The sequence below is a fragment of the Streptomyces fildesensis genome (genome assembly GCF_016107395.1).
Taxonomy (GTDB): Bacteria; Actinomycetota; Actinomycetes; order Streptomycetales; family Streptomycetaceae; genus Actinacidiphila; species Actinacidiphila fildesensis.
The window spans coordinates 789,226-811,605 of record NZ_JAAIKO010000001.1 but is presented as its reverse complement, the minus strand read 5'-3'; the positions used below and the strand labels follow the sequence as shown (position 1 = coordinate 811,605).

Annotated in this window: 22 protein-coding genes; 12 read left to right on the top strand and 10 right to left on the bottom strand. The window is 70.9% G+C overall.

Annotation, left to right across the window (positions count from 1 at the left end; genetic code table 11):
- A complete protein-coding gene (locus C6N31_RS03665) occupies positions 1–279 on the bottom strand; it encodes a PLD nuclease N-terminal domain-containing protein (RefSeq protein WP_138355153.1) in 279 nt (92 codons plus the stop codon).
- Between the two features lie 88 nt (positions 280–367).
- Here C6N31_RS03665 and C6N31_RS03660 point away from each other — a divergent pair, with 88 nt between their 5' ends.
- Together C6N31_RS03660 and mqnP are read left to right on the top strand one after the other, a co-directional pair.
- Positions 368–1,828 (top strand): menaquinone biosynthesis decarboxylase, encoded by a 1,461-nt coding sequence (locus C6N31_RS03660; protein ID WP_138355154.1) that lies wholly within the window; start codon positions 368–370, stop codon positions 1,826–1,828.
- Entirely contained in the window at positions 1,825–2,748 is a 924-nt protein-coding gene (mqnP, locus tag C6N31_RS03655; protein ID WP_138355155.1) for a menaquinone biosynthesis prenyltransferase MqnP, read from the top strand. The genes C6N31_RS03660 and mqnP overlap by 4 nt, the downstream gene beginning before the upstream one ends.
- A 68-nt stretch (positions 2,749–2,816) precedes the next feature.
- Here mqnP and C6N31_RS03650 read toward each other — a convergent pair whose 3' ends face one another.
- A complete protein-coding gene (locus C6N31_RS03650) occupies positions 2,817–4,007 on the bottom strand; it encodes a hypothetical protein (protein WP_138355156.1) in 1,191 nt (396 codons plus the stop codon).
- A 149-nt stretch (positions 4,008–4,156) separates the two neighbouring features.
- Positions 4,157–4,693: a rhomboid family intramembrane serine protease gene (locus tag C6N31_RS03645; RefSeq protein ID WP_232484780.1), complete on the bottom strand. Its 537-nt coding sequence runs from the start codon at positions 4,691–4,693 to the stop codon at positions 4,157–4,159.
- Positions 4,694–4,916: 223 nt separating this feature from the next.
- Here C6N31_RS03645 and C6N31_RS03640 point away from each other — a divergent pair, with 223 nt between their 5' ends.
- The 6 genes from C6N31_RS03640 to C6N31_RS03615 all read left to right on the top strand — a co-directional run bounded on the left by C6N31_RS03640 (position 4,917) and on the right by C6N31_RS03615 (position 9,870).
- Positions 4,917–5,591, top strand: coding sequence for a UbiX family flavin prenyltransferase (locus tag C6N31_RS03640; RefSeq protein WP_138355158.1), 675 nt, complete (start codon positions 4,917–4,919; stop codon positions 5,589–5,591).
- Positions 5,592–5,684: 93 nt separating this feature from the next.
- Complete coding sequence (locus tag C6N31_RS03635) at positions 5,685–6,140, top strand: Lrp/AsnC family transcriptional regulator (RefSeq protein ID WP_138355159.1); 456 nt, start codon at positions 5,685–5,687, stop codon at positions 6,138–6,140.
- A 72-nt stretch (positions 6,141–6,212) separates the two neighbouring features.
- A complete protein-coding gene (mqnE, locus tag C6N31_RS03630) occupies positions 6,213–7,376 on the top strand; it encodes an aminofutalosine synthase MqnE (RefSeq protein WP_138355160.1) in 1,164 nt (387 codons plus the stop codon).
- Positions 7,377–7,499: 123 nt separating this feature from the next.
- Complete coding sequence (locus C6N31_RS03625) at positions 7,500–8,018, top strand: GNAT family N-acetyltransferase (RefSeq protein WP_138355161.1); 519 nt, start codon at positions 7,500–7,502, stop codon at positions 8,016–8,018.
- A 29-nt stretch (positions 8,019–8,047) separates the two neighbouring features.
- Positions 8,048–8,335 carry a DUF4229 domain-containing protein gene (locus tag C6N31_RS03620; RefSeq protein WP_138355162.1) on the top strand — a complete coding sequence of 96 codons (288 nt, stop codon included), beginning with the start codon at positions 8,048–8,050 and terminating at the stop codon, positions 8,333–8,335.
- Between the two features lie 209 nt (positions 8,336–8,544).
- Complete coding sequence (locus C6N31_RS03615) at positions 8,545–9,870, top strand: dicarboxylate/amino acid:cation symporter (protein ID WP_164297550.1); 1,326 nt, start codon at positions 8,545–8,547, stop codon at positions 9,868–9,870.
- A 75-nt stretch (positions 9,871–9,945) separates the two neighbouring features.
- On the opposite strand, the gene C6N31_RS03610 is transcribed toward C6N31_RS03615, so the two are convergent.
- From C6N31_RS03610 to C6N31_RS03600, 3 genes are all read right to left on the bottom strand, one after another.
- Entirely contained in the window at positions 9,946–11,124 is a 1,179-nt protein-coding gene (locus tag C6N31_RS03610; RefSeq protein ID WP_269285707.1) for a methyltransferase domain-containing protein, read from the bottom strand.
- Positions 11,121–11,261, bottom strand: a complete 141-nt coding sequence (locus C6N31_RS03605) for a hypothetical protein (protein ID WP_187144976.1) — start codon at positions 11,259–11,261, stop codon at positions 11,121–11,123. The genes C6N31_RS03610 and C6N31_RS03605 overlap by 4 nt, the downstream gene beginning before the upstream one ends.
- A gap of 524 nt (positions 11,262–11,785) precedes the next feature.
- Positions 11,786–12,010, bottom strand: coding sequence for a hypothetical protein (locus tag C6N31_RS03600; RefSeq protein ID WP_198357096.1), 225 nt, complete (start codon positions 12,008–12,010; stop codon positions 11,786–11,788).
- 216 nt (positions 12,011–12,226) lie between these two features.
- Between C6N31_RS03600 and C6N31_RS03595 the strand changes: the two genes are divergently transcribed.
- The gene (locus C6N31_RS03595; protein ID WP_138355165.1) at positions 12,227–13,561 is read left to right on the top strand and encodes an NsdA family TPR-like regulatory protein; all 1,335 of its coding nucleotides are present in this window, start codon (positions 12,227–12,229) and stop codon (positions 13,559–13,561) included.
- Between the two features lie 408 nt (positions 13,562–13,969).
- Here the strand turns inward: C6N31_RS03595 and C6N31_RS03590 are convergent, their stop codons facing one another.
- Positions 13,970–14,515: an FHA domain-containing protein gene (locus tag C6N31_RS03590; protein WP_138355166.1), complete on the bottom strand. Its 546-nt coding sequence runs from the start codon at positions 14,513–14,515 to the stop codon at positions 13,970–13,972.
- Positions 14,516–14,721: 206 nt separating this feature from the next.
- Between C6N31_RS03590 and C6N31_RS03585 the strand changes: the two genes are divergently transcribed.
- Positions 14,722–15,315 carry a TetR/AcrR family transcriptional regulator gene (locus C6N31_RS03585; protein WP_198357121.1) on the top strand — a complete coding sequence of 198 codons (594 nt, stop codon included), beginning with the start codon at positions 14,722–14,724 and terminating at the stop codon, positions 15,313–15,315.
- Here C6N31_RS03585 and C6N31_RS03580 read toward each other — a convergent pair.
- Positions 15,278–16,171, bottom strand: a complete 894-nt coding sequence (locus C6N31_RS03580) for a MaoC family dehydratase (protein WP_198357095.1) — start codon at positions 16,169–16,171, stop codon at positions 15,278–15,280. The genes C6N31_RS03585 and C6N31_RS03580 overlap by 38 nt on opposite strands.
- 81 nt (positions 16,172–16,252) lie before the next feature.
- A complete protein-coding gene (locus C6N31_RS03575) occupies positions 16,253–17,563 on the bottom strand; it encodes a 3-oxoacyl-ACP reductase (RefSeq protein ID WP_138355168.1) in 1,311 nt (436 codons plus the stop codon).
- Positions 17,564–17,645: 82 nt separating this feature from the next.
- Here C6N31_RS03575 and C6N31_RS03570 point away from each other — a divergent pair, with 82 nt between their 5' ends.
- A complete protein-coding gene (locus C6N31_RS03570) occupies positions 17,646–18,956 on the top strand; it encodes an acetyl-CoA C-acetyltransferase (RefSeq protein WP_138355169.1) in 1,311 nt (436 codons plus the stop codon).
- Positions 18,957–19,107: 151 nt separating this feature from the next.
- Entirely contained in the window at positions 19,108–21,009 is a 1,902-nt protein-coding gene (locus C6N31_RS03565) for an AMP-dependent synthetase/ligase (protein ID WP_138355170.1), read from the top strand.
- A 75-nt stretch (positions 21,010–21,084) separates the two neighbouring features.
- Here C6N31_RS03565 and C6N31_RS03560 read toward each other — a convergent pair whose 3' ends face one another.
- Entirely contained in the window at positions 21,085–22,263 is a 1,179-nt protein-coding gene (locus tag C6N31_RS03560) for a lipase family protein (protein WP_438817407.1), read from the bottom strand.
- Positions 22,264–22,380: the final 117 nt, after the last annotated feature.

Below are 22,380 nucleotides of genomic sequence, written 5' to 3'. Positions count from 1 at the left end.
TCAGCTGCCGGACGGCGGGGTGTCGTCCTTCAATCCCTTGAGGAAGTCCGGGTTGTCGTCCGGCGCGACCCACTGCGGGCGCGCGGGCGCGCGGCGGCGGTTGCGGCCCGCGACGAGCCAGGCGATCGGTCCGACGAGGACCTCGCCGAAGAGCAGGATGATGATCACCCACACCACCTTCGGCAGCCCGCGGACCTCCTCCTCCGGAGTGTTCAGGCAGTCGATGAACGCGTAGATCCACAGCGCGAGCACCAGCAGGAACGGTAGATACCTGACCATGGCGGAAGAGCCCCCCTGAGCCGGAAGACGGGCCGCGACAGGGGCCCGGTGACGGGTACAGGGTAGTGCGTGGCGGATACTGGACGGCATGGCTTACGACGATCTTCGATCCTTCCTGAGGGCCCTGGAGAAGGACGGCGACCTCAAGCGGATCAAGGCCGAGGTCGACCCGTATCTGGAGGTCGGCGAGATCACCGACCGCGTGAACAAGGCGGGCGGCCCCGCGCTGCTCTTCGAGAACGTGCGCGGGTCGTCGATGCCGCTCGCGATGAACGTGTTCGGGACCGACCGGCGGATGCTGAAGTCCCTCGGGCTGCAGGCGTACAGCGACATCAGCGACAAGATCGCCGGGCTGCTGAAGCCGGAGCTGCCGCACGGCTTCACCGGCGTGCGGGAGGCGTTCGGCAAGCTCGCCGGGATGACGCACGTGCCGCCGAAGAAGGTGAAGTCCGGCGACGCGCCCGTGCAGGAGGTCGTGCTGCGGGGCGACGACGTGGACCTGGACGCGCTGCCCGCGCTGTTCACCTGGCCGGAGGACGGCGGCTCGTTCTTCAACCTCGGGCTGACGCACACCAAGGACCCGGAGTCCGGGGTGCGCAACCTGGGCCTGTACCGGTTGCAGCGGCACGACCGGAACACCATCGGGATGCACTGGCAGATCCACAAGGACAGCCGCAACCACTACAAGGTGGCCGAGCGGCGCGGTGAGCGGCTGCCGGTCGCCATCGCCTTCGGCTGCCCGCCCGCGGTGACGTACGCGTCGACCGCGCCGCTGCCCGGCGACATCGACGAGTACCTGTTCGCGGGCTTCGTGCAGGGCAAGCGGGTGGAGATGGTGGACTGCAAGACCGTCCCGCTCCAGGTCCCGGCCAACGCCGAGGTCGTGCTGGAGGGCTGGCTGGAGCCCGGGAAGACGCTTCCCGAGGGGCCGTTCGGCGACCACACCGGCTTCTACACCCCGCAGGAGCCGTTCCCGGCGCTGACCATCGACTGTGTGACGATGCGGAAGCGGCCGCTGCTGCAGTCGATCGTGGTGGGCCGGCCGCCGACGGAGGACGGGCCACTGGGCCGGGCCACCGAGCGGTTCTTCCTGCCGCTGCTGAAGATCATCGTGCCGGACATCGTGGACTACCACCTGCCGGAGGCGGGCGGCTTCCACAACTGCGCGATCGTCTCGATCGACAAGAAGTACCCGAAGCACGCCCAGAAGACGATGCACGCGATCTGGGGCGCGCACATGATGTCGCTGACGAAGCTGATCATCATCGTGGACGCCGACTGCGATGTGCACGACCTGCACGAGGTCGCCTGGCGCGCGCTCGGCAACACCGACTACGGCCGCGACCTGACGGTCGTCGAAGGGCCGGTCGACCACCTCGACCACGCCTCCTACCAGCAGTTCTGGGGCGGCAAGGCGGGCATCGACGCGACCCGTAAGCTCCCCGAGGAGGGGTACACGCGCGACGGCGGCTGGCCCGAGATGGTGGTCTCCGATCCGGAGACGGCCGCGAAGGTCGACCGGCGCTGGAAGGAGTACGGCCTCTCGTGACCACGGATTCCGCAACCCCGGACCTCTTCGCGCCGGAGCCCGCGCCGCCCGGCAGGATCAGGGCGTTCCTGCGGCTCGTCATGATCGAGCACTCGATCTTCGCGCTGCCCTTCGCGTACATCGCCGCGCTCAGCGCGATGTTTCACCTGGACGGCTCCGTCCACTGGTGGCGGCTCGTCCTGATCACCGTGGCGATGGTGGGGCTGCGCACCTTCGCGATGGCGTGCAACCGGATCATCGACCGGGAGATCGACGCCCGCAATCCGCGGACCGCCCAGCGCGAACTGGTCACCGGGGCGGTGTCGGTGCGCTCCGCGTGGACCGGTGCGCTGGTGGCCGTGGTCCTCTTCCTGGGCGCCGCGGCGCTGCTCAATCCGCTGTGCCTGGCGCTGGCGCCGATCGCCGTCATCCCGATGGTGGTCTACCCGTACGGCAAGCGGTTCACGAACTTCCCGCACGCGATCCTCGGCCTCGCGCAGGCGATGGGCCCGGTCGGTGCGTGGCTCGCGGTCACCGGTGAGTGGTCGTGGGACGCGGTGATCCTCGGGCTGGCCGTCGGGGTGTGGATCGGCGGCTTCGACCTGATCTTCGGTTCGCAGGACGTCGCCGCCGACCGGGCGGACGGCGTCAAGTCCGTCCCGGCCCGCTTCGGCGTCGCCGCCGCCCTGTACGGGGCGCGCGGCTGCCATGTCGTCACGACGGTCCTGCTGGCCTGGTACGGGGTCGCCACCGGCGCGGGCGCGTTCTGGTGGGTGGGTCTGACGATCGTCGCGGGTGCGTTCCTGTACGAGCACTCGATCGTGCGGCCGCACGATCTGAGCCGGCTGAACCGGGCGTTCTTCCAGGTGAACGGGTTCATCGGCATCGCGCTGTTCCTGTGCGCGCTGCTCGACCTCGCGGTCCGCGGCCTCGGTATCTGAGAACACGGCCCGGCCCCGGTATCCATCGGATACCGGGGCCGGGCCGTGGCTGTCGAGGGTGTCGGGCGTTACGCGCCGAGGTCCGCCTGGTCCAGGCCGCTGAGGTCCAGGCCCTTGACGTCCATGTCCTTGAGGTCCAGGTCCTTCATGTTCATCGCACCGAACATGAACAGGCCCATGAGGTCCTGCGGGGTGAGCGCCCTCGCGCCGGCCGGGGCCGTGACCGGGTCGCTGCCGCCCTGGAGGCCGATGGTCAGCGGGAGCTTGCCCTGGGGCTTCTCGTCGAACTGGGCGACGTCCAGGGCGATCCCGGACAGCATGCCGTCCTTGATCGACAGGTCGACGGCGAGATCCTTCGCCGGGACCTTGCTGACGTCCGGCGCCTTGAAGCCCGGGATCTGCTTCTCCAGCGGGGCGAAGCCCTTGGCGAGCTCCTTGGCCGTCTGACCCGCCGGGACCGTCATGGTGACGTGGTCCACGCCGTTGCTGCTGCCCTTGTCGGTGAACTTCGCGTTGTGCGCGACCGCGCTCTTGACGGCGTCGATCAGCTGCTGCTGGGTCTTCGCGTCGAAGGACGACGCACCCGGCATCGGCACCGGCAGCGGCGACTTGCCGAGGCCCTTGTCGCCGCCGAGGGTCTTGCCGAGATCGGCGAACGCCGCCGGGTCGATCGAGATCCACTTGCCGGCCAGCGCGTCCTTGACGACGCCGAGCGACGACGGCAGCTCGTCCGCCTTGGGGAGGAACTGGTCGAGCGGCGAGTGGTCGCCGCCCTTGGCGGCGCCGCCGAGCGCGGTCAGCGCCTTGATGTCGGCCCGCAGGTAGAGCTTCTTGCCGATGGACCGGATCTCGACCAGGTTCTGCTTTCCCTCGGCGTCCGAGGACAGCTGGAAGGAGAAGGAGGACGTGTCGCTCGGGGCGTCCTTCGCGTCCTTGGTGGCCGCGGCGTCCTTGAGTGGCTTGTCCGAGCTCAGCCCGAGCTTGGCGTGCAGACCCGCGAGCATCTTCGCGTTGTCCTTGGTGAAGCCGTCGGAGCCCTTCATCGCGGTCCAGATCTGGTCCGCGGTGGCGTCGAAGGAGACGGTCGCGGTGACCGCCTTCTGCGCGCCGAGCTTGTCCACGGCGTTCTTGACCTTCGCCGCCGCGCCGGCCTGCTGGACGGTGCCGCAGGCGGCGGAGGCGCCGGCTATGAGGGCGACGCAGCCGATGGCGGCCAGACCCTTGTGTGCGGTGCTGATGTGGTGACTCCCGTAGAACAAGCGGGCCTTCGGCCGGTGGCCTTCGACGCCGGGTGAGATCTGAAGATTAGCTGTGGATGCCGCTCGGCCCGAACGGGTTTTCCGGCGGATCGACCCGTCGTCGCATGCATCCGTCGGGGCGCGGGGATCCGTCAGGGCGCGTCGATCCGTCATCGCATCAATCCGTCGGGCGTGCGCGCGCGGAAGAAGAAGGCGGAGGCGACACCGCCGAGCAGCCCGAAGAGGTGGCCCTGCCAGGAGACGCCCTGGGCGGTGGGCAGCACGCCCCACAGGATCGACCCGTAGAGCACCGCGACGCCGAGCCCGACGGCTATGTCCAGCAGCCGCCGGTCCACGAACCCGCGCACCAGCAGATAGCCGAAGAGGCCGAAGACGACGCCGGAGGCGCCCGCCGTGTTGGTGTGGGCGGGTGCGACGAGCCAGACGCCCAGGCCGCTGGCCAGGATGATGACGAAGGACACACTGAGGAAGCGGCGGATGCCGCGCAGCGCGGCGATGAACCCCAGCACGAGCAGCGGCAGGCTGTTGGCCGCGACATGGGCGAAGCCGAAGTGCATGAACGCGGCCGGGATGATGTCACGCAGCTCGCCGGTCTCGCGCGGCACGATGCCGAAGGTGTCGAGCGAGTGGTTCGTCGCCACGTCGACGGCTTCGAGCAGCCACAGCAGCCCCACCCAACCCAGCATGAGCGCGGCGGCCGCCGTGACCCTCGCTCCGCCGCGCGGCGGCGCCAGACCGATACTCGCCTGCGCGGATCGGTCCGCGGTCGGTTCGTAGCTGTGACTCACCGAGGCCCCCCTCAGATCCATGTGTCCCTACCGTAGACAACGCCACCGACATCCGGAGTGGTTCCCGGCGAGAGCCCTCTCCCGCCGCCGGCCGTCCCGGGCGGCCGGATAGGCTCGCCGGGTGGACACGAGCCTGCGCAAACCGTGGATCGTCGGGGTCTCCGGAGCATCCGGGACGCCGTACGCCGCCGCCGTGCTCCGGGGGCTGCTGAGCGCCGGCGAGGCGGTGGACCTGGTGGTCAGCCGGGCCGCCCGGCTGACGCTGCTCGACGAGACGGGACACGCGTTCCGGGACGCGCACTGGCGCGAGGACCTGCGGACCTGGCTGGCGCGCGGCGCCGACGGCAAGGACGGGCAGTTCGATCTGTCGGACGCGGAACTCTCGGACGTCCGGTTCTGGGCCGCGGGTGATCTCGCGGCCGGACCGTCCTCCGGTTCCTACCCGGTCAAGGGGATGCTCATCGTGCCGGCCAGTACCGCCTGTGTGGCGGGGGTCGCGCTCGGGCTGTCGAAGGACCTGCTGCAGCGGGCGGCGAGCGTCACCCTCAAGGAGCGCAGGACCCTGGTGGTCGCGGTCCGCGAGACACCGCTGAACGGCCAGACGCTCAAGCACCTGGTGACGCTCGACGAGGCGGGCGCGGTCGTCCTGCCCGCGTCACCCGCCTTCTACGCGGGCGCCCGGCACATCCAGGACCTGGTGGACTTCGTCGCCGGGCGGGTGCTGGACGCGGCTGCGGTGCCCCACCAGCTGTACCGCAGGTGGGAAGGCGAGCTCGGATCGGCCGGTTCCGCCTGACCGGCGCGCTGATGCGCAGGCCGCAGGGTCGCGGATGCCTTAGATTCTTGTTCGCACGGCGCAATCGATGCATGAACGGGAGGGTCCAGGCATATGGACGCGGTGGACAGGCAGCTCATCCAGGCGCTGCGCGAGAACGGGCGGGCCTCGTACGCGGAGCTGGGACGGCTGGTGGGGCTCTCCGGGCCCAGCGTCACCGACCGGATCAACCGGCTGGAGCAGGCCGGGGTGATCACCGGCTACCGGGCCACCGTCGCGCCCGTGGCGCTCGGCCTCGGCGTGACCGCCCTGGTCGGGCTGCAGCTCAGCGACGCGGCGGACCATGAGGACGTGGCGCACCGGCTGCGCGACCTGGACGAGATCGAGGACTGCTGGTTCATCGCCGGCGACGACTCGTACATGCTCAAGGTCAGGGTCGGCGACGTGGACGGCCTGGAGCGGACGATCCGCCGGCTGTCCGGGACGAAGGGCGTGGCCCGTACCCGGACCACGATCGTGCTCTCCACGAAGTGGGAGAACCGGGTCGGCTCGCTCCCCGAAGAGGTGTGAGCGGGGGCTGCTCGCCGTCGTGAACCGGGGGAGTAGTTTTGGTCGGGTCGAATGCAACTAGGAGGCGGCAGCATGGACGCTGGACTCAAGCGTGAGCTGGAGGAGAAGGTCTACGCGGGTGAGCGGCTGACCCGTGAGGACGGAATCGCCCTCTACGAGTCCGACGACCTCGCTTGGCTGGGTGGTCTCGCACACCACGTACGGACGAAGAAGAACGGCGATGTCGTTCACTTCAACGTCAACCGGCACCTCAACATGACGAACGTGTGCACCGCGTCGTGCGCCTACTGCTCGTTCCAGCGCAAGCCGGGCGAGAAGGACGCGTACACGATGCGCATCGAGGAGGCCGTCCGTCTCGCGAAGACGATGGAGGGCGAGAACCTCACCGAGCTGCACATCGTCAACGGTCTGCACCCGACGCTGCCGTGGCGCTACTACCCGCGCTCGCTGAAGGCCCTCAAGGAGGCGCTGCCGTCCGTCTCGCTGAAGGCGTTCACGGCGACGGAGATCCACCACTTCGAGACGATCTCCGGTCTGTCGGCCTCGGACATCCTGGACGAGCTGATCGACGCGGGCCTGGAGTCGCTGACCGGCGGCGGCGCCGAGATCTTCGACTGGGAGGTCCGGCAGCACATCGTGGACCACCGCACCCACTGGGAGGACTGGTCCCGGATCCACCGTCTCGCGCACTCCAAGGGTCTCAAGACCCCCTCGACGATGCTCTACGGGCACATCGAGGAGCCGAAGCACCGGGTGGACCACGTGCTGCGACTGCGCGAGCTGCAGGACGAGACCGGCGGTTTCCAGGTCTTCATCCCGCTGCGGTACCAGCACGACTTCGTGGACATGAAGGACGGCAAGATCCGCAACACGCTGCAGGCCCGCACCACCATGGCCAGCGGCGCGGACGCGCTCAAGACGTTCGCCGTCTCCCGGCTGCTCTTCGACAATGTGCCGCACGTCAAGGTCTTCTGGGTGATGCACGGGGTGCAGACCGCCCAGCTGGCGCTGCAGCACGGCGCGGACGACATGGACGGCTCGGTCGTCGAGTACAAGATCACCCATGACGCGGACGACTTCGGCACGCCGAACAAGCTGAACCGGGACGACATCCTCGAGCTGATCCGCGACGCCGGGTTCCGGCCGGTCGAGCGCAACACGCGCTACGAGATCATCCGCGAGTACCCGGGGCCGAACGCCGAACGGCGCGAGTCCCCGCAGCCGATGCGCCTCTGACGTCATCTCTGTTCGCCGAAGGCCCCGGTGCCACGCGCAGGTGCGTGGTGCCGGGGCCTTCGCGCTGTCCCAAGCCGTGGAAGCCCGTTGCCGGGCCGCCGGAGTAATGGCTAGCATTGACCTATGACCCTTACCTTTGCGCGTGACCCCGAGCTGTCCACCGGCCTCCGCGAAGAGATCCTCCGGATCTGGACCGACGCCTCCAACGCCGGCGGCGCGGTCGGCTTCGTCCCGCCGGTCAAGGCCGAGGACGTACGCCCGGTCGCCGACGGGCAGTTCGAGTCGGTCGGCGCGGGGACCCAGCGGCTGCTCGTCGCGTACGAGGACGGGCGGGCGGTCGGCACGGTCTTCCTGAAGCTCAACACCCACCGGCTGATGCGGCACTGGTGCACGCTGGTCACCGTCATGGTCGACCCGGTCCTGCAGGGCGGCGGGCGCGGCCGGCGGATGCTGGCCGAGGCCGTCGACTTCGCCCGCGACCTGGGCTTCGACGCGCTCCGGCTCGGGGTGCGCGGCGGCACCGGCGTGGACGCCTTCTACGCCGCCTGCGGATTCAAGGAAGTCGGCCGCGTACCGGACGCGATCCGCGTCGCCGCCGACGACTTCCGCGACGACATCACTATGTGGCTCCCCCTGCACTGATCGTCGGGGGGCCGTGCTTCACTGGAAGCATGTTCCGTTACACCGCCATGCGTTTTGGCCTCTTCGTCGGCTGCTTCGCGGTCATCTGGGGTCTGGTCTCCCTGCGGATCCTGCCGGCCGGGCTCGGTGGCTCCAACCTCCTGTGGGTTGCGCTGCTCGCGCTCGTCATCTCCGCGCCGCTGAGCTTCGTGCTGCTGCGCGGCGCCCGGGATGCCGCGTCGGCCCAGGTCTCCGCGCGCGTCGAGCGCAGCCGGGCGAACTTCGCCAAGAGCCAGAGCGCGGAGGACGCGGCGGACGACGCCGCGCGCACCGCGTAACGCCAGTTGGGCCGTAGGTCCGCACGACCGCCCGGGGGTCGGTGGGTAACCCTCGTCACACGCTTCGCCATGCCCCGCCGGAACACCCCGTTCCCGGCGGGGCTTTGTGCTGTCCACGCGCCGGCCCGAACCGTTTCCGGCCGTCCACGTCATGAGAACCCAAAGAATGACTTTGAGTTTCCCAAAGCTCCGGTGTTAGCGTCCGGAACATGTCTCCTACATCCAGTCGCGTACGCATACCCAAGATCCCGTTCTGGGCGCAGATCCTCGGCGGCCTCGTCCTCGGTGTGTGTCTCGGCTGGATCGCCCGCAGCGGCGACATCGCCTGGCTCGGCAAGACGCTCGACGAGATCGGCTCGATCTTCGTCCAGCTGCTCAAGCTGGCCGTCGCGCCGCTGGTCTTCTTCGCCATCGTGGTCTCCATCACCAACCTGCGGAACGTCTCCAACGCCGCCCGGCTGGCCACCCGCACGCTGCTCTGGTTCATGATCACGTCGCTGATCGCGGTCTCCATCGGCCTCGCGATCGGCCTGCTCACCAACCCCGGCTCCGGCAGCGGCCTCACCCCGGCCGACGGCGCCAAGCCGAAGCACACCGGCTCCTGGCTCGACTTCCTCACCGGCATCATCCCGACCGACGTCATCTCGCCGTTCACCGAGCTGAACGTGCTGCAGATCGTCTTCATGGCGGCCGTCGTCGGTATCGCGCTGCTCCAGCTCGGCGAGAAGGCCGAGCCGATCCTCACCCTCAGCTCCGCGGTTCTCGAACTGCTGCAGAAGGCCCTGTGGTGGGTCATCAAGCTCGCCCCGCTGGGCACCCTGGGCCTGATCGGCAACGCCATCAACACCTACGGCTGGAACCTGATCAAGCAGTACGCGACCTTCACCGCCGATGTCTACGTCGGCTGCGCCCTCGTCCTGTTCGGCGTCTACCCGCTGCTGCTCGCCACCGTCGCCAAGGTCAGCCCGCTGCAGTTCTTCCGCGGCGCCTGGCCCGCCATCCAGCTCGCCTTCGTCTCGCGCTCCTCGGTCGGCACCATGCCGGTCACCCAGCGCGTCACCGAACGCCTCGGCGTCCCGCGCGAGTACGCGTCCTTCGCCGTCCCGTTCGGCGCCACCACCAAGATGGACGGCTGCGCCGCGATCTACCCGGCCCTCGCCGCGATCTTCATCGCCGAGGTCTTCGACGTGCACCTGGGCATCGGCGACTACCTGCTGATCGCCTTCGTCTCGGTCATCGGCTCCGCCGCCACCGCGGGCCTCACCGGCGCCACGGTCATGCTCACCCTGACCCTCTCCACCCTCGGCCTCCCCCTCGAAGGCGTCGGCCTCCTGCTCGCGATCGACCCCATCCTCGACATGATGCGGACCGCCACGAACGTGGCCGGCCAGTCCGTCATCCCGATCATCGTCGCGGCCCGCGAGAACATCCTCGACCGCGACAAGTACGCCACCGCCCACGGCGCGGACCTCGACAGCCTGATGGACGACGACGCGAACACGGACCGCGAAGAGCGCGTCCCGGTCGCCGCGTAGTCGTATACGCGGAAGCGCCCCCGACCTTCGCGAGGACCGGGGGCACTGCCGCGTCTCGCCGAGGGGGCTGGTGTCTCAGCCGTCCAGGGGAGAACCGGGGTCGTCGAGCCAGAATCTCTGTTCCTCTGCCGTGACGGTGATGCCGAAACGAGCGGGCGTCGGGCGGTCGTGGTCTCGCCACCAGCGGCTTGCTGTCTCTACTTCGTCCCAGAGGCGACGTGGGCCGTGCTGCCAGACGGTGAACTGGTCGTCGTGCTCGCCGTCGTAGTCGACCGCGGCCCATGAGGTGGCGTCGGTGGTGGCGACCCACAGACGTGTCAACACGCCTTTCACGTCGGGGTTCTGCTGGCGCGAGTACCAGACATCGCGCAGCCGAACTCCGATCGCGAACTGTGCGTCGATGTCCGGGCCGGTCACGTCCCACGGCGCCAGACCGGTCCTGGACTCGTCGGGCTGGTGCTCGTCGCGGACGACATCCCGGTAGATCCGTAGGTCGGTCCGCTGGTCGCGCATCAGCATGAAGGCGCTGTGCGGGCTGAACCGGCCTTCGCCGACCCCTGCGTTCACCTCCAGCCGCAGCAACCCGTACGTGATCCACGGGTTGTCCCACGCTGTGACGATCACCCCTCCGGGCCGGGACTGCTTCACCCATGCGTGCGGCACGCGCCGCACCGAGCAGGTGCAGATGATCCGGTCGTACGCGGCCTGCGGCGGCCAGCCCTTCTCTCCGTCGGCACAGACCACTTCGGGGTACAGGCCTGCGTTGTGGAGTGCGGTACGTGCCCTGGCGGCCACCGCGCCGTCGATCTCCAATGTGGTCACGTTGGCCTCGCCGACCCGGTGTGCGAGCAGCCCGGCGTTCCAACCGGTTCCCGCGCCGATCTCCAGCACGTGCGCGCCGTCGTGAACGTCGAGGTCTTCCAGCATGCGCAGCACGATGGAAGGTGCAGAAGCCGAGGAGGAGGCCCACACATCGCTTTCCTCGGGCTCAGCACCGTCGTTGACCTGCGTCACTACGGGCGCATCGGCGTAGGCGGCGGTGTACCACCGCTCAGCGTCGCTGTGCTGGTCGCAGGGCGCGTATCCGCCCTCGCCGTCGTCCAGCCAAATCCGTTCGGGCAGGAAGTGGTGTCGCGGAACGGCGTCCATGGCTTTCACCCACTCCGGGGCCGGCGCATGGCCGAGGTCCGCTTCGATCGCGCGGAGCAGGTCGCGTTGTGCTGCGTTCTGCTCCGCCTGGTGCGCGTGCGTCACTTCTTGTCACCGCCCTTGTGCTTGGGCTCCGGAGCGGGCCGTGACCCGTCCGGAGACGGCTTGCTGGTGCCCGGGTCCTTCCCTCCGGAGTGCTTGCCGTCGCCTCCGCTACCGCCCTTGCCAGTTCCCCATCCCATAGCTGATCTCCTTCGTCTCATTGCTGATCTTGAGGGTGTGTGGTCCTACGCGGCGGTGCGGCCGTGGGCGGGGATCGGGTTCGGGTCCGGAGGTCGGGGTGCCGGTGCCTGCGGTCGGCGGGGTGCTGGCGGGGGTGGCTTGGCCATGAATTGTCCTCTCTGGGCATGCTGCCGCTCGGCGGACTGCCGCGCGGGGCATTTCAGGGATGCGGCGCCCGGCTCCTGCTGTCACGGTCGGGGGAGCCGCTATCCCGAGACGGCTGGAGCCGGGCGCGCTGGTACCGGACTCCGACGGAACGAGTCATCGACGGAGACCGGAGATCAGAGGCCGGGCGGCGGAGTGTCCGAAGCGGCCGCAGCGAGACTTCGAGCGGGCGGGGCGGCGGGGTGCCCGCGGCCGAGTTGCACGGCGACCGCGGGTGCGCCGAGCACATTCAGGAGCATCAGGAGTGCGCCTGCGGTGCGGCCGTCGCTGGAGGGGCAAGGCGGGCGGCGGTGGCGTGGCCGGTCGACCACGGACCGGGTCACGGGGTGTCATCCACGGGTTCGAGAGCGGCCAGGGGGGCGCTCCATTCGACGCCGCCACCCGGTGGCCGCAGCCACGCGAACTCCTCGGGACTTGCGCCGGTGGGGTAGGCCGCCCCGATCTGTTGGACCTCGCCGACCTGGTGCGTGGCAGTGTCCAAGACGAGGGCGTCCTGCTTGATCCAATCCAGGTCGGTACCGGTCTGGCGGTCGGCTCGGGTCATGGTGTCGTCTCCGTAGCGGTGGGGAGCCGCTGCCGGTGCTCCGAGGCTTCACGGGCTACCGGTCGCGGTGGGACGTGGGCCGCACGGCGGGGGTTGGGTAGGAGAGGGATTGTTCGTAGTGCGGCTGATGTTGAGTGAACTCGGGTACGCCGTCCGGGAGAACGGGGAATGCTGGACGGGACCGTGAATGCCGTGAACGCTGAGGGGAGTCATCGCATGGCACCACGCACGCGCACACCGAATACCGCCCTTCGCGCCCTGATGACGGAGGCCCAGTGGACAAGAGGCCAGCTGGTGAGGGCGATCACGCGGGTCGGGATCGAGTCGGGAACGGTGCTCAGCTACGACGACTCGACCGTGTCGCATTGGCTCAAGGGCTCGTTACCGGGCCCTGAGGCCAGGCCGCTGATCTGCGAAGCGTTCTCCCGGCACCTGCGCCGCCCAGTAACGTCCACCGACGCCGGGTTCGGCAATGAGACTGGGGCCGGCGCCGTTGATCTGGTGGCCGGAGTGGTGGACCTCGGAAGGGCAGACATGGATCCGTCACGGCGTGGGGTCTTGGCCGCAGGACTGTATTCGGCCGCCTTGATGGTGCCGCGCTATACGGAGCTGTCGACCAGGCTGGAAGCGTCCACGACCGGCCGCACCGTACGGATCGGAGCCGGCGAGGTCGCCACCGTCCGCACCATGACCGACCGCATCGCCGACATCCTCGATGAACTCGGCGGCGGCCATGCGCGGCCGATGGCGGCTGCTTTCCTGGTGAACACCGTCTCGCCGTACCTGCGGGCGGACGGCTCGGAGTCGGTGAAGAAAGACATGCTGTCCGCAGCATCCGACCTCGTGTACCTCACCGGGTGGATGGCGATGTACGAACGCGAGCACGGTTTGGGCCAGCGCTACTACGTCCAAGCACTCCAACTGGCCGGCAGCGCGGAAGACCACCTCACCTACTGCCGCACCCTTCGCGGCATGGCCCTGCAAGCCTCTAACCTCGGGCACGGCACCAAGGCACTGGAGCTCGCCGATTCGGCGGCCGAAGCCTCCCCGAAAGCGGGGCCGCGCCTCCAGGCGTTCCTGGCCGGGCAGCAGGCGCACGGCGCTGCGATGGTCAAAGACCAGCGGCAGGCATTCGCCCGGCTGTCAGAGACCGAAGCCGCCCTGTCCAAGGCCGATGGAAGGAACGACGCGGTGGGCGGTTACGACCAGGCCGCCTACCAATTCCATGTCTCCCACGTGTTGTACGAACTGGGTGATTTGCCCGGATCGGTCAAGGCACTCCAGCAGTCCAACCGCGCCCGCCCCTCGCAAGAGCGGCAGGGGCGTGTCCACGCGAACGGGCTTCTGGCACAACGGCAGCTGGAGATGGGCCACGTGGAAGCCGCGTGCGCCACCTGGGAAGCGTTCCTCGACGACTACGCCGCGATCTCCTCAGCCCGAGGTGACGACCACTTCCGCACGATGCGCCAACGCATCCGACCCCATCAGAGCAACCGAGCCGCGAAGTCGCTGATCCAGCGAGCCCGCACGGTGGCCCACCAGAAGGTGTGACGCACGTCGGCGCGATTGCTCAAGCATGGGACATTTCATATCCCCCAACGAGACCCGCATCGAAGCGGAGCGACCGCTCCGGCCTCTGCCGCATCGCGGCAGCAGCTGCTCCCCGCCCGCCCATTCCCGGTGGCGCGGTCGCCTCGCGCGCCTGTCATGCGTGACGGCTGGGGTACGGCGCCCCACCACGCGGAGCCGGCAGAGGGTCAGCCACGCAAGGCGGGCCACCCCTCCCTCGCTGCCGGCCGTCTTTGGCACCCCGTCCCGGCGGCAGTCGGCAGCGCTCCCGGCCACGCGTGCCATGTGACGGTTGCCGCGTCTGAACGCCCGCCTGACCTGCTCTGGGCTCGGGAAGGAGGTCCAGGACGCCCACGAAGCGTGGGAAGCCGGCGGCGGTACAGGGCCGGATCAGCCGGAGGCGAGGCGGAAGTTGAGGCTGCCGAAGGCCACGTGGTCGCCGGGGTGGACGCGGACGGTGCCGGTGATGCGGAGGCCGTTGACGTGGGTGCCGTTGAGGGAGCCGAGGTCGGAGAGGAGCCAGGCGTTGTCCTGGTAGCGGAGTTCGGCGTGGGTGCGGGAGACGGAGTCGTGGCCGAGGCGGAGGTCGCACACCGGGGCGCGGCCGATGCGCAGGGGCTGGGGGCCGGGCTCGGGCAGCCGGAGGCCGGGGAGCTGCTGGGTGCGCCAACTGCCGCGCAGGCGTACGGAGAGCGCGGAGAGGCGGGCGACGGTGCGCAGCAGGAGTTGCGGGGCGCGGCCGCGGGAGGGGAGGTCGGCGAGGGCGCCGTCGACCTCGGCGCGGCTGCGGGCGGTGAGCACGATGTGCATGCGGTGCATGAAGGTGTCGTGGGAGAGCCGGCCGTCGCCGGTCCCGGCACGGAGCACCTCGAGTGCGTGGTCCCGCTCGTTCTCCGACGGCCGTACGCCCTGGGCGCGGAACTCGGGGGACGTCATGGTGGGATTGTCGGCCCGTCAGTAGGGCTCTGTCCAGATTCCCGAGGGGTGGCCGGTTGTCCGGAACCCGCCACGGGCCCTGTCCCGGGCGGCAGGCCGGGCGGAGACCCGCCCCGTAGGCTTACTTTCGGGTAGGGCTACGCGAGAGGTGGCACGGGGTGGGCGGGAAGACCAAGCGGGTGCCGCGGCAGGTGCGGGAGCAGCAGATGCTCGACGCGGCGGTGGCGACGTTCGCGCGGCGGGGGTACCGGGCGGCCTCGATGGATGAGATCGCCGAGCTGGCGGGGGTGTCGAAACCCCTCGTCTATCTGTATCTGAATTCGAAGGAAGAGCTGTTCACCGCGTGCATCCGGCGGGAGGCGGCGGCGCTCACCGAGGCGGTGATGGCCGGGGTGGAGCCGGGGGCGGCGCCGGACCGGCAACTGTGGTGCGGGCTGCGGGCGTTCTTCACGTATACGACGGAGCGTCCCGACGGCTGGACCGTGCTGTATCAGCAGGCGCGGACCCAGGGGGAGCCGTTCGCGGACGAGGTCGCGAAGATGCGCGCCGAGATCGCCGAGTTCGTCAGGGAGCTGATCGCCGCCGCGGCCCGGGAGGCCGACTGCGCCGGGGAGCTCGCCGAGCGGGAGGTCACGGCGCTGGCGCACGCCCTGGTGGGCGCGGCGGAGTCGCTGGCGGGCTGGGGCTGCGAGCAGCCCGGCCAGTCGGGGAAGGACACCGCGGCGACACTGATGAACTTCGCCTGGGCCGGCCTGGACAACCTCATGAACGGCCGGCGCTGGGAACCACCTCGCCCGTGAGGTGGACGCGGCCGTCGCCGCGCAGCTGGAAGCGGGATCTCGTCCCGGGAGTGGTCTCGGACGTGGTCTCGGCCGCGTAGGTCACCGTGCCGGGGAGCAGCACCGGTGCTCCGAACGTGGCCCGCAGGGTGATCCGGTCGGCGTTCAGTGGCACCGCTTCGGCGGCGCAGCGGGCCACGGTCCACATGCCGTGGGCGATGGCGCGGGGGAAGCCGAGGGGCTTCGCGGTCCAGGGGTGGAGGTGGATCGGGTTGTAGTCGCCGGACACCCGCGCATGGCGGCGGCCCAGGTCCGCGGTGAGCCGCCAGGTGGCGACGGCGGGCAGCGTGGACCCCGCGGGCTCCGGCGCCTCGTCGGGGCGTGGGCCCGTGGCGCCGCTGTGCCGGGCGAGGTACGTACTGCGGTCGGACCACACGAGTTCGCCGTCGAGACGGGCCTCGGTCACGAGGACGGCTTCGGTGCCGCGGTGGTGCGGGCGGAGCGCCGAGGTGTGGACGGTCAGTTCAGGACGGTCGGTCGTGCGCAGGGCCCGCACCTGGGTGATCTCGATCGAGGTGTGCACCAGGCCGAGCAGCGGCAGCGGGAACGCGCGGTCCGCCATCAGCTGCGCGGCCAGCGGGAACCCGAGGATGTGCGGGTAGGTCAGCGGGACCGCGCCGGACGCGTTGTCGGGGTAGCCGCAGACCCGCGCGTACGCGGCGAGCCGGCCTGGGTCGATGCGCGCGGCGGGCAGGACCAGCCGGTCGGTGGGCGCCGCCAAGGCGCGCGGCCGCCCGCGCTTGCGGCGCGAGCCGAGCGCGCCCCGGGCCAGGACCAGGGGCAGCCGCGGTGGCGCGGCGAGGGTGCGGGTGGGCACGTCGGGTTGTCCCTTCCATTCGGCGATGCGGGATTCGGGCCACGCGGTGCGAGCCACGCGGTACGGGCCACGCGGTGCGGGTCACGCGCCCAGCAGGCTCTGGCCGCAGACGCGCACGACCTGCCCCGTGACACCGCCCGATCCGGGATCCGCGAACCAGGCGATGGTCTCGGCCACGTCGACCGGAAGCCCGCCCTGGCCGAGGGAGTTCATCCGGCGGCCCGCCTCGCGGATGAACAGCGGGACCGCGGCGGTCATCTTCGTCTCGATGAACCCGGGGGCGACGGCGTTCACGGTGATGCCGTGCCCGGTCGTGCGCGGATCCGTCGCGAGCGCGCGGACGAAGCCGATGACGCCGGCCTTCGAGGCGGCGTAGTTGGTCTGGCCGGCGTTGCCCGCGATGCCGCTGATCGAGGCGGTGGCGACGATCCGGCCGCCGTCCCGCAGGGTGCCGGACTTCAGCAGGTGGTCGGTGGTGCGGATGACACTGCCGAGGTTGACGTCGAGGACGGAGTCCCAGCGGTCGGCGGCCATGTTGGCGAGCTTGCGGTCGCGGGTGATCCCGGCGTTGTGGACCAGCACGTCCAGGCCGTCGGGGAGCGCGGCGGCGATACGTTCCCCGGCGTCCGGCGCGGTGATGTCCAGGGCGAGCGCGGTGCCGCCCAACCGCCGCGCGACATCGGCCAGGGCCTCTTCGGCCTGCGGGACGTCGAGGCAGACGACATGGTGGCCGTCACGGGCGAGCGTGGCGGCGACGGACTCGCCGATGCCGCGCGCGGCGCCGGTGACGAGCGCGGTCCGGGTGCCGGAGGCGGGAGCGGTGGCGGGGACGACCGGGCCCGCCGGGCCGACCTCGATGACCTGGCCGCTCACGTACGCGGACCTGGGGGAGAGGAGGAAGCGTAGCGTCGACCCGGAGTCCGCGCCGGGCGCCAGGCGCAGCAGTTGGACGGTACGGCCGCGGCCGATCTCCTTGCCGAGGGAGCGGACGAGGCCTTCGAGCGCCTGCTGGGCGGCGGCCTGGTGGGGGTCGGCCGGATCCGGGACGGCGCCGAGAACGACCAGCCGGCCGCAGGGCGCGAGCGAGCGGACGACGGGGTGCAGTGCCGCGTACACGTCGTGCAGAGCCCCCGGTTCGCAGATGCCGGTGGCGTCCAGAACGACAGCGGCAGGTGCGGCGGCCGCAGGCGCGTCGGGTGCGCCGGACACCGGCTCCGTACCGGTCGCGTCGTCCGGGCGCGGGGCGCCGGCCGTCAGGCGCAGGACCGGTCCTGCCAGGTCCGGGTGTTCCGGGGACCAGCGGCGGAGCGCGGTGGGCTGGGGGAGTCCGAGGCGGCCGGAGAGGAAGCGGCCGGGGGCCGTACCCGTGAAACGGAGATAGCGATCGGCCATTGGCCTTCTCCTTACTCTGGAGTAAGTTTACCGCCGGTAAGGCTACTGGTGAGTCAGCGCCCAGCCAAGGGAGAGCCAGCCGATGAGTGACCGCAGGGACAGTCCGCGCCGGGTCGCGGTGGTGGCGGGCAACCGCATACCGTTCGCCCGCTCCGACGGCCCGTACGCCACCGCGTCCAACCAGGACATGCTGGGTGCGGCGCTGGCCGGACTGGTGGAAAGGACCGGGCTGGCCGGTGAGCGCGTCGGGGAGTTCGTGGCCGGGGCCGTCCTCAAGCACAGCCGTGACTTCAACCTCGCCCGCGAGACCCTGCTCGGCAGCACCCTCGACCCCGCCACCCCCGCCTACGACATCCAACAGGCGTGCGGCACCGGATTGCAGGCGATCATCGCCGTCGCGAACAAGATCGCGCTCGGCCAGCTCGACTGCGGCATCGCGGGCGGCGCCGACACCGCGAGCGACGCACCGCTCGGCGTCAACGACCAGTTGCGGCGGATCCTGCTGGAGACGCGCCGCGCCAGGTCCGCGGGTGCGCGCGCCAGGGCGCTGGCGCGCATCCGGCCACGTCATCTCGTACCGGAGATCCCGCGCAACGCCGAGCCGCGCACCGGTCTGTCGATGGGCGAGCACGCCGCGCTCACCGCCAAGCGGTGGGACATCGCGCGCGAAGCGCAGGACGTCCTGGCCGCCGCCAGCCACCAACGCCTCGCCGCAGCGTACGAACGCGGCCTGTTCGACGACCTGGTGACGCCCTTCCGGGGCCTGGACCGCGACCAGAACCTGCGCCCGGACTCCACCGCCGAGCGGCTCGCCCGGCTGCGGCCGGTCTTCGGCGTGCGGGAGGGCGGCGCCACCATGACGGCCGGCAACTCGACACCGCTCACGGACGGCGCGGCCGTCGTCCTGCTGGCGAGCGAGGAATGGGCGGCCGACCGCGGGCTGGAGCCGCTCGCCTTCCTCACGGCGTACGAGACGGCCGCCGTCGACTTCGTCGGCAACCCCATGGGCGACGAGGAAGGGCTGCTCATGGCGCCCGCGTACGCCGTGCCGCGCCTGCTGGAACGGGCCGGGCTCGCCCTCGGCGACTTCGACCTCTACGAGATCCACGAGGCGTTCGCCTCGCAGGTGCTGGCCACCCTCGCCGCCTGGGAGGACAAGGAGTTCTGCACCGGACGGCTCGGCCTGGAACGCCCGTTGGGAACGGTGGACCGGGAGCGGCTGAACGTGGCCGGCTCGTCGCTCGCCACCGGGCACCCCTTCGCGGCGACCGGCGCCCGCATCGTCGCGACCCTCGCCGCGCTGCTCGCCGAACGCGGCGGCCCCGGGCGCGGGCTGGTCTCCATCTGCGCGGCAGGCGGCCAGGGGGTCACGGCCGTGCTCGAATGCCCCTGAACCGCCTCCCGCCCCGCCGCTCGGCCCCGTGAAGCGCTCGTCCAACACGTTGCCCTGAAACCGACCTCGTCCCCGCCCGATGCCGCCCTGAACGCCGCCGATCCGCGTAGCGCGAGCCGCCGTACGATTCCGCGAACCAGGAGAGCCCCTGATGTCCCGTAAGAGCCCGATACCGTCCCAACTCGTCGCCGTGGAACCGGATCTCGTCGTCTCGGGCGGTTCGGTCCGGCAGGCGTCCGTGCCGGCTCTCGTACCGCCCGAGAGCGCCGGGAGCCTCGCGGACATCCCGTTCCGCAACGCGGTGGAGGCTCCGCAGGAGGCCGTCCTCAGCCGTAAGGACGAGCGCGGGGCCTGGCGCGACATCACGGCCACGGCGTTCCGCGACGAGGTGGTCGCGGTGGCGAAGGGGCTGATCGCCTCCGGGCTGCGCCCCGGCGACCGGCTCGCGATCATGTCGCGGACGACCTACGAGTGGACGCTGCTGGACTTCGCGGCCTGGGCCGCCGGCCTCATCACCGTCCCCATCTACCCGACGTCCTCCGCCGCGCAGGCCGCCTGGATCCTCGCGGACTCCGGGGCGGTGGCCTGCGCGGTGGAGAGCGTCGAGCAGACCCGGCTGGTCAGCGGGCGGCGCCGCGAGCTGACCGGGCTGCGGCATCTGTGGCAACTGGACGCGGGCGGCATCTCCCAGCTGATCTCCGAGGGGCGGGAGCTGCCGGACATCCTCATCGAGGGGCGGCGCGGCGGCCTCCGACCCGACAGCGTCGCCACCCTCATCTACACGTCGGGCACCACCGGACGCCCCAAGGGCTGCATCCTCACGCACGCCAACTTCTTCGCCGAGGTCGACAACTCCATCGAGCTGCTGAATCCCGTCTTCAAGTCGGTGAGCGAGGAGCCCGCCTCGACGCTGCTCTTCCTGCCCCTGTCGCACGTCTTCGGGCGGATGGTCGCCGTCGGCTGTCTGCGGGCCCGGGTCAAGCTCGGCCACGCGCCCAGCATCGCCACCGACGATCTGCTGGCCGACCTCGCCGGCTTCCGGCCGACGTTCCTGCTCGCGATCCCGTACGTGCTGGAGAAGGTCTACAACACCGGCCGCGCCACGGCCGAGTCCATGGGCCGGGCCGCCTCCTTCGACCGAGCCGCCTCGATCGCGCGGCGGTACGGCGAGGCCCTGGAGGCGCAGCAGTCCGGCACCGGGCGCGGGCCCTCGCTCGGGCTGCGGGCCGCCCACGCGCTCTACGACCCGCTCGTCTACCGGCGGATCCGCGCCGCCCTCGGCGGCAAGGTCCGGTACGCGATCTGCGGCGGCTCACCACTCGGCCGCCGCCTCGCCGCCTTCTACGCGGGCGCGGGCGTCGTGGTCTTCGAGGGCTACGGGCTGACGGAGACCACGGCCGCCGCCACCGTCACCCCACCCCTGCGGCCACGGCTCGGCACCGTCGGCTGGCCGCTGCCGGGTGCCGCCGTCCGGATCGCCGACGACGGCGAGGTGCTGCTCAGCGGCGGCATGGTGTTCGGCGGCTACTGGAACGGCCGGGTCGGGGCGTATCACCCGGTGAACGGCGGCTGGTTCGCCACCGGCGACATCGGGGAGCTCGACGCCGAGGGCTATCTGACGATCACCGGCCGCAAGAAGGAGATCATCATCACCGCGGGCGGCAAGAACGTCGCCCCGGCTCCGCTGGAGGACCGGCTCCGGGCGCACCCCCTCGTGGGGCAGTGCATGGTCGTCGGCGACAACCGCCCCTACGTGGCCGCGCTCATCACCCTCGAACCGGACGGCCTCAGCCACTGGCGCCGGATGCACCACCGCGACGGCGTCCGTCCGGCGCAGCTCGCCGAGGACCCGGAGCTCCTCGCGGAGATCCAGCACGCCGTCGACGACGCGAACGACTCGGTGTCACGGGCCGAGTCGATCCGGCGCTTCCGGGTGCTGCCGGTGGAGTTCACGGAGGAGTCGGGGCATCTGACGCCGTCGATGAAGCTCAGGCGGGCGGCGGTCGCGAGGGACTTCACCAAGGAGATCGAGGATCTCTACCGCAAGCGGTGACGGCCGTGGTGATGTGCCGGCGCCGGCCGGACCGGTTCCCCGGTCCGGCCGGCGCCGGCGTGTGAACGACCCCGGTCAGCAGTTGCCCGCCGTGGGGTGGCCGGCGAAGCGGTCGGCGAGCCAGGCCATGGCGAAGGGTGAACCCGCGATGGCTCCGGTGATGTGGCCGAGCGGCATCGACTGCCACTGGACGTCGACGCCCTTCGCGCACCAGTCCGCGCGCAGCTGCTGCCCCACGGTGTAGGGGATCAGCTCGTCGATGACGCCGTGGTAGAGGTAGACCGGGGCGTCGGGCGCGTGGGTGCCCAGCGCGTCGGCGCGCAGCGCGCTCTGCCAGTCGGCCTGGTAGAGCGGGTTGCTGACGGTCACCTGGTCGATGCGCTGGAAGAGACCGGCGATGGCGTCTATGGCGACGCACTGCGTCTTGACGATGTTCACCACCGACCGGCCGTTGTCGTTCAGGTACTTGGCGAGGTCGAGCGCCGGGTACGCGGCGTCGTGGCCGACGGCCGCGGCGAGGATCAGGCCCGCGCCGACGCCGCCGTTGTTGAAGTCGGCGACCTTGAGGAGATCGGCGGGGACGCCGCCGGTGGCGGTGCCCCTGACGTTCAGGTCGGGTGCGTAGGAGTCATGGATCTCGGCGGCCCAGCTGGAGGCCTGGCCGCCCTGCGAGTAGCCCATGATGCCGACGGGCGTGTCGGCGTTCAGGCCGGTGCCGGGCAGCCGTTCGGCGGCGCGGGCCGCGTCGAGCACGGCCTGCCCCTCGGCCCGGCCGACGGTGTACGTGTGGGTGCCGGGGGTGCCGAGCCCTTCGTAGTCGGTGACCGCGACGGCCCAGCCGCGCAGCAGCGCCTGCCAGATGAGGCTGCCCTCGGCGGTGGTCCCGGTGGGGAAGCCGCGGGAGGGAGCGCAGTTGTCGGCGAGGCCGACGGTGCCGACGGCGTACGTGACGAGGGGGCGCTGTCCGGTGCGGCCGTCGTCGGGGACGAGGACGGTGCCGGAGACGACGTTGGGGGCGCCGGTGGCGGTGGTGGACCGGTAGCGGATCTTCCAGGCCCTGGTGCTGGTGAGGACGAGGGGGTTGGGCATGAAGCGGCTCGGCTCGGCGCTGACGATGTCGCCGGGCTGCCCGGTGGACGTGGCGGACGCGGCGGCATGGGCCGCCGTTGTCGTTGCTCCGGCCGGGGCTGCGGCGGCGGTCAGTGCGGTCGTCAGTGCCAGGGCGGCCAGGGCCGCCAGGACGGTGTGCCGGATGCGTCGTACGGTGCTCTGCACTGCGGCTCTCCCATCAATACGGTGGAAGGTGTGGGGTACAGGGACCGTAGTGACTTGCGGGTAGCCCCGGCGTTGACCACGCCGCTCACCTTTGCT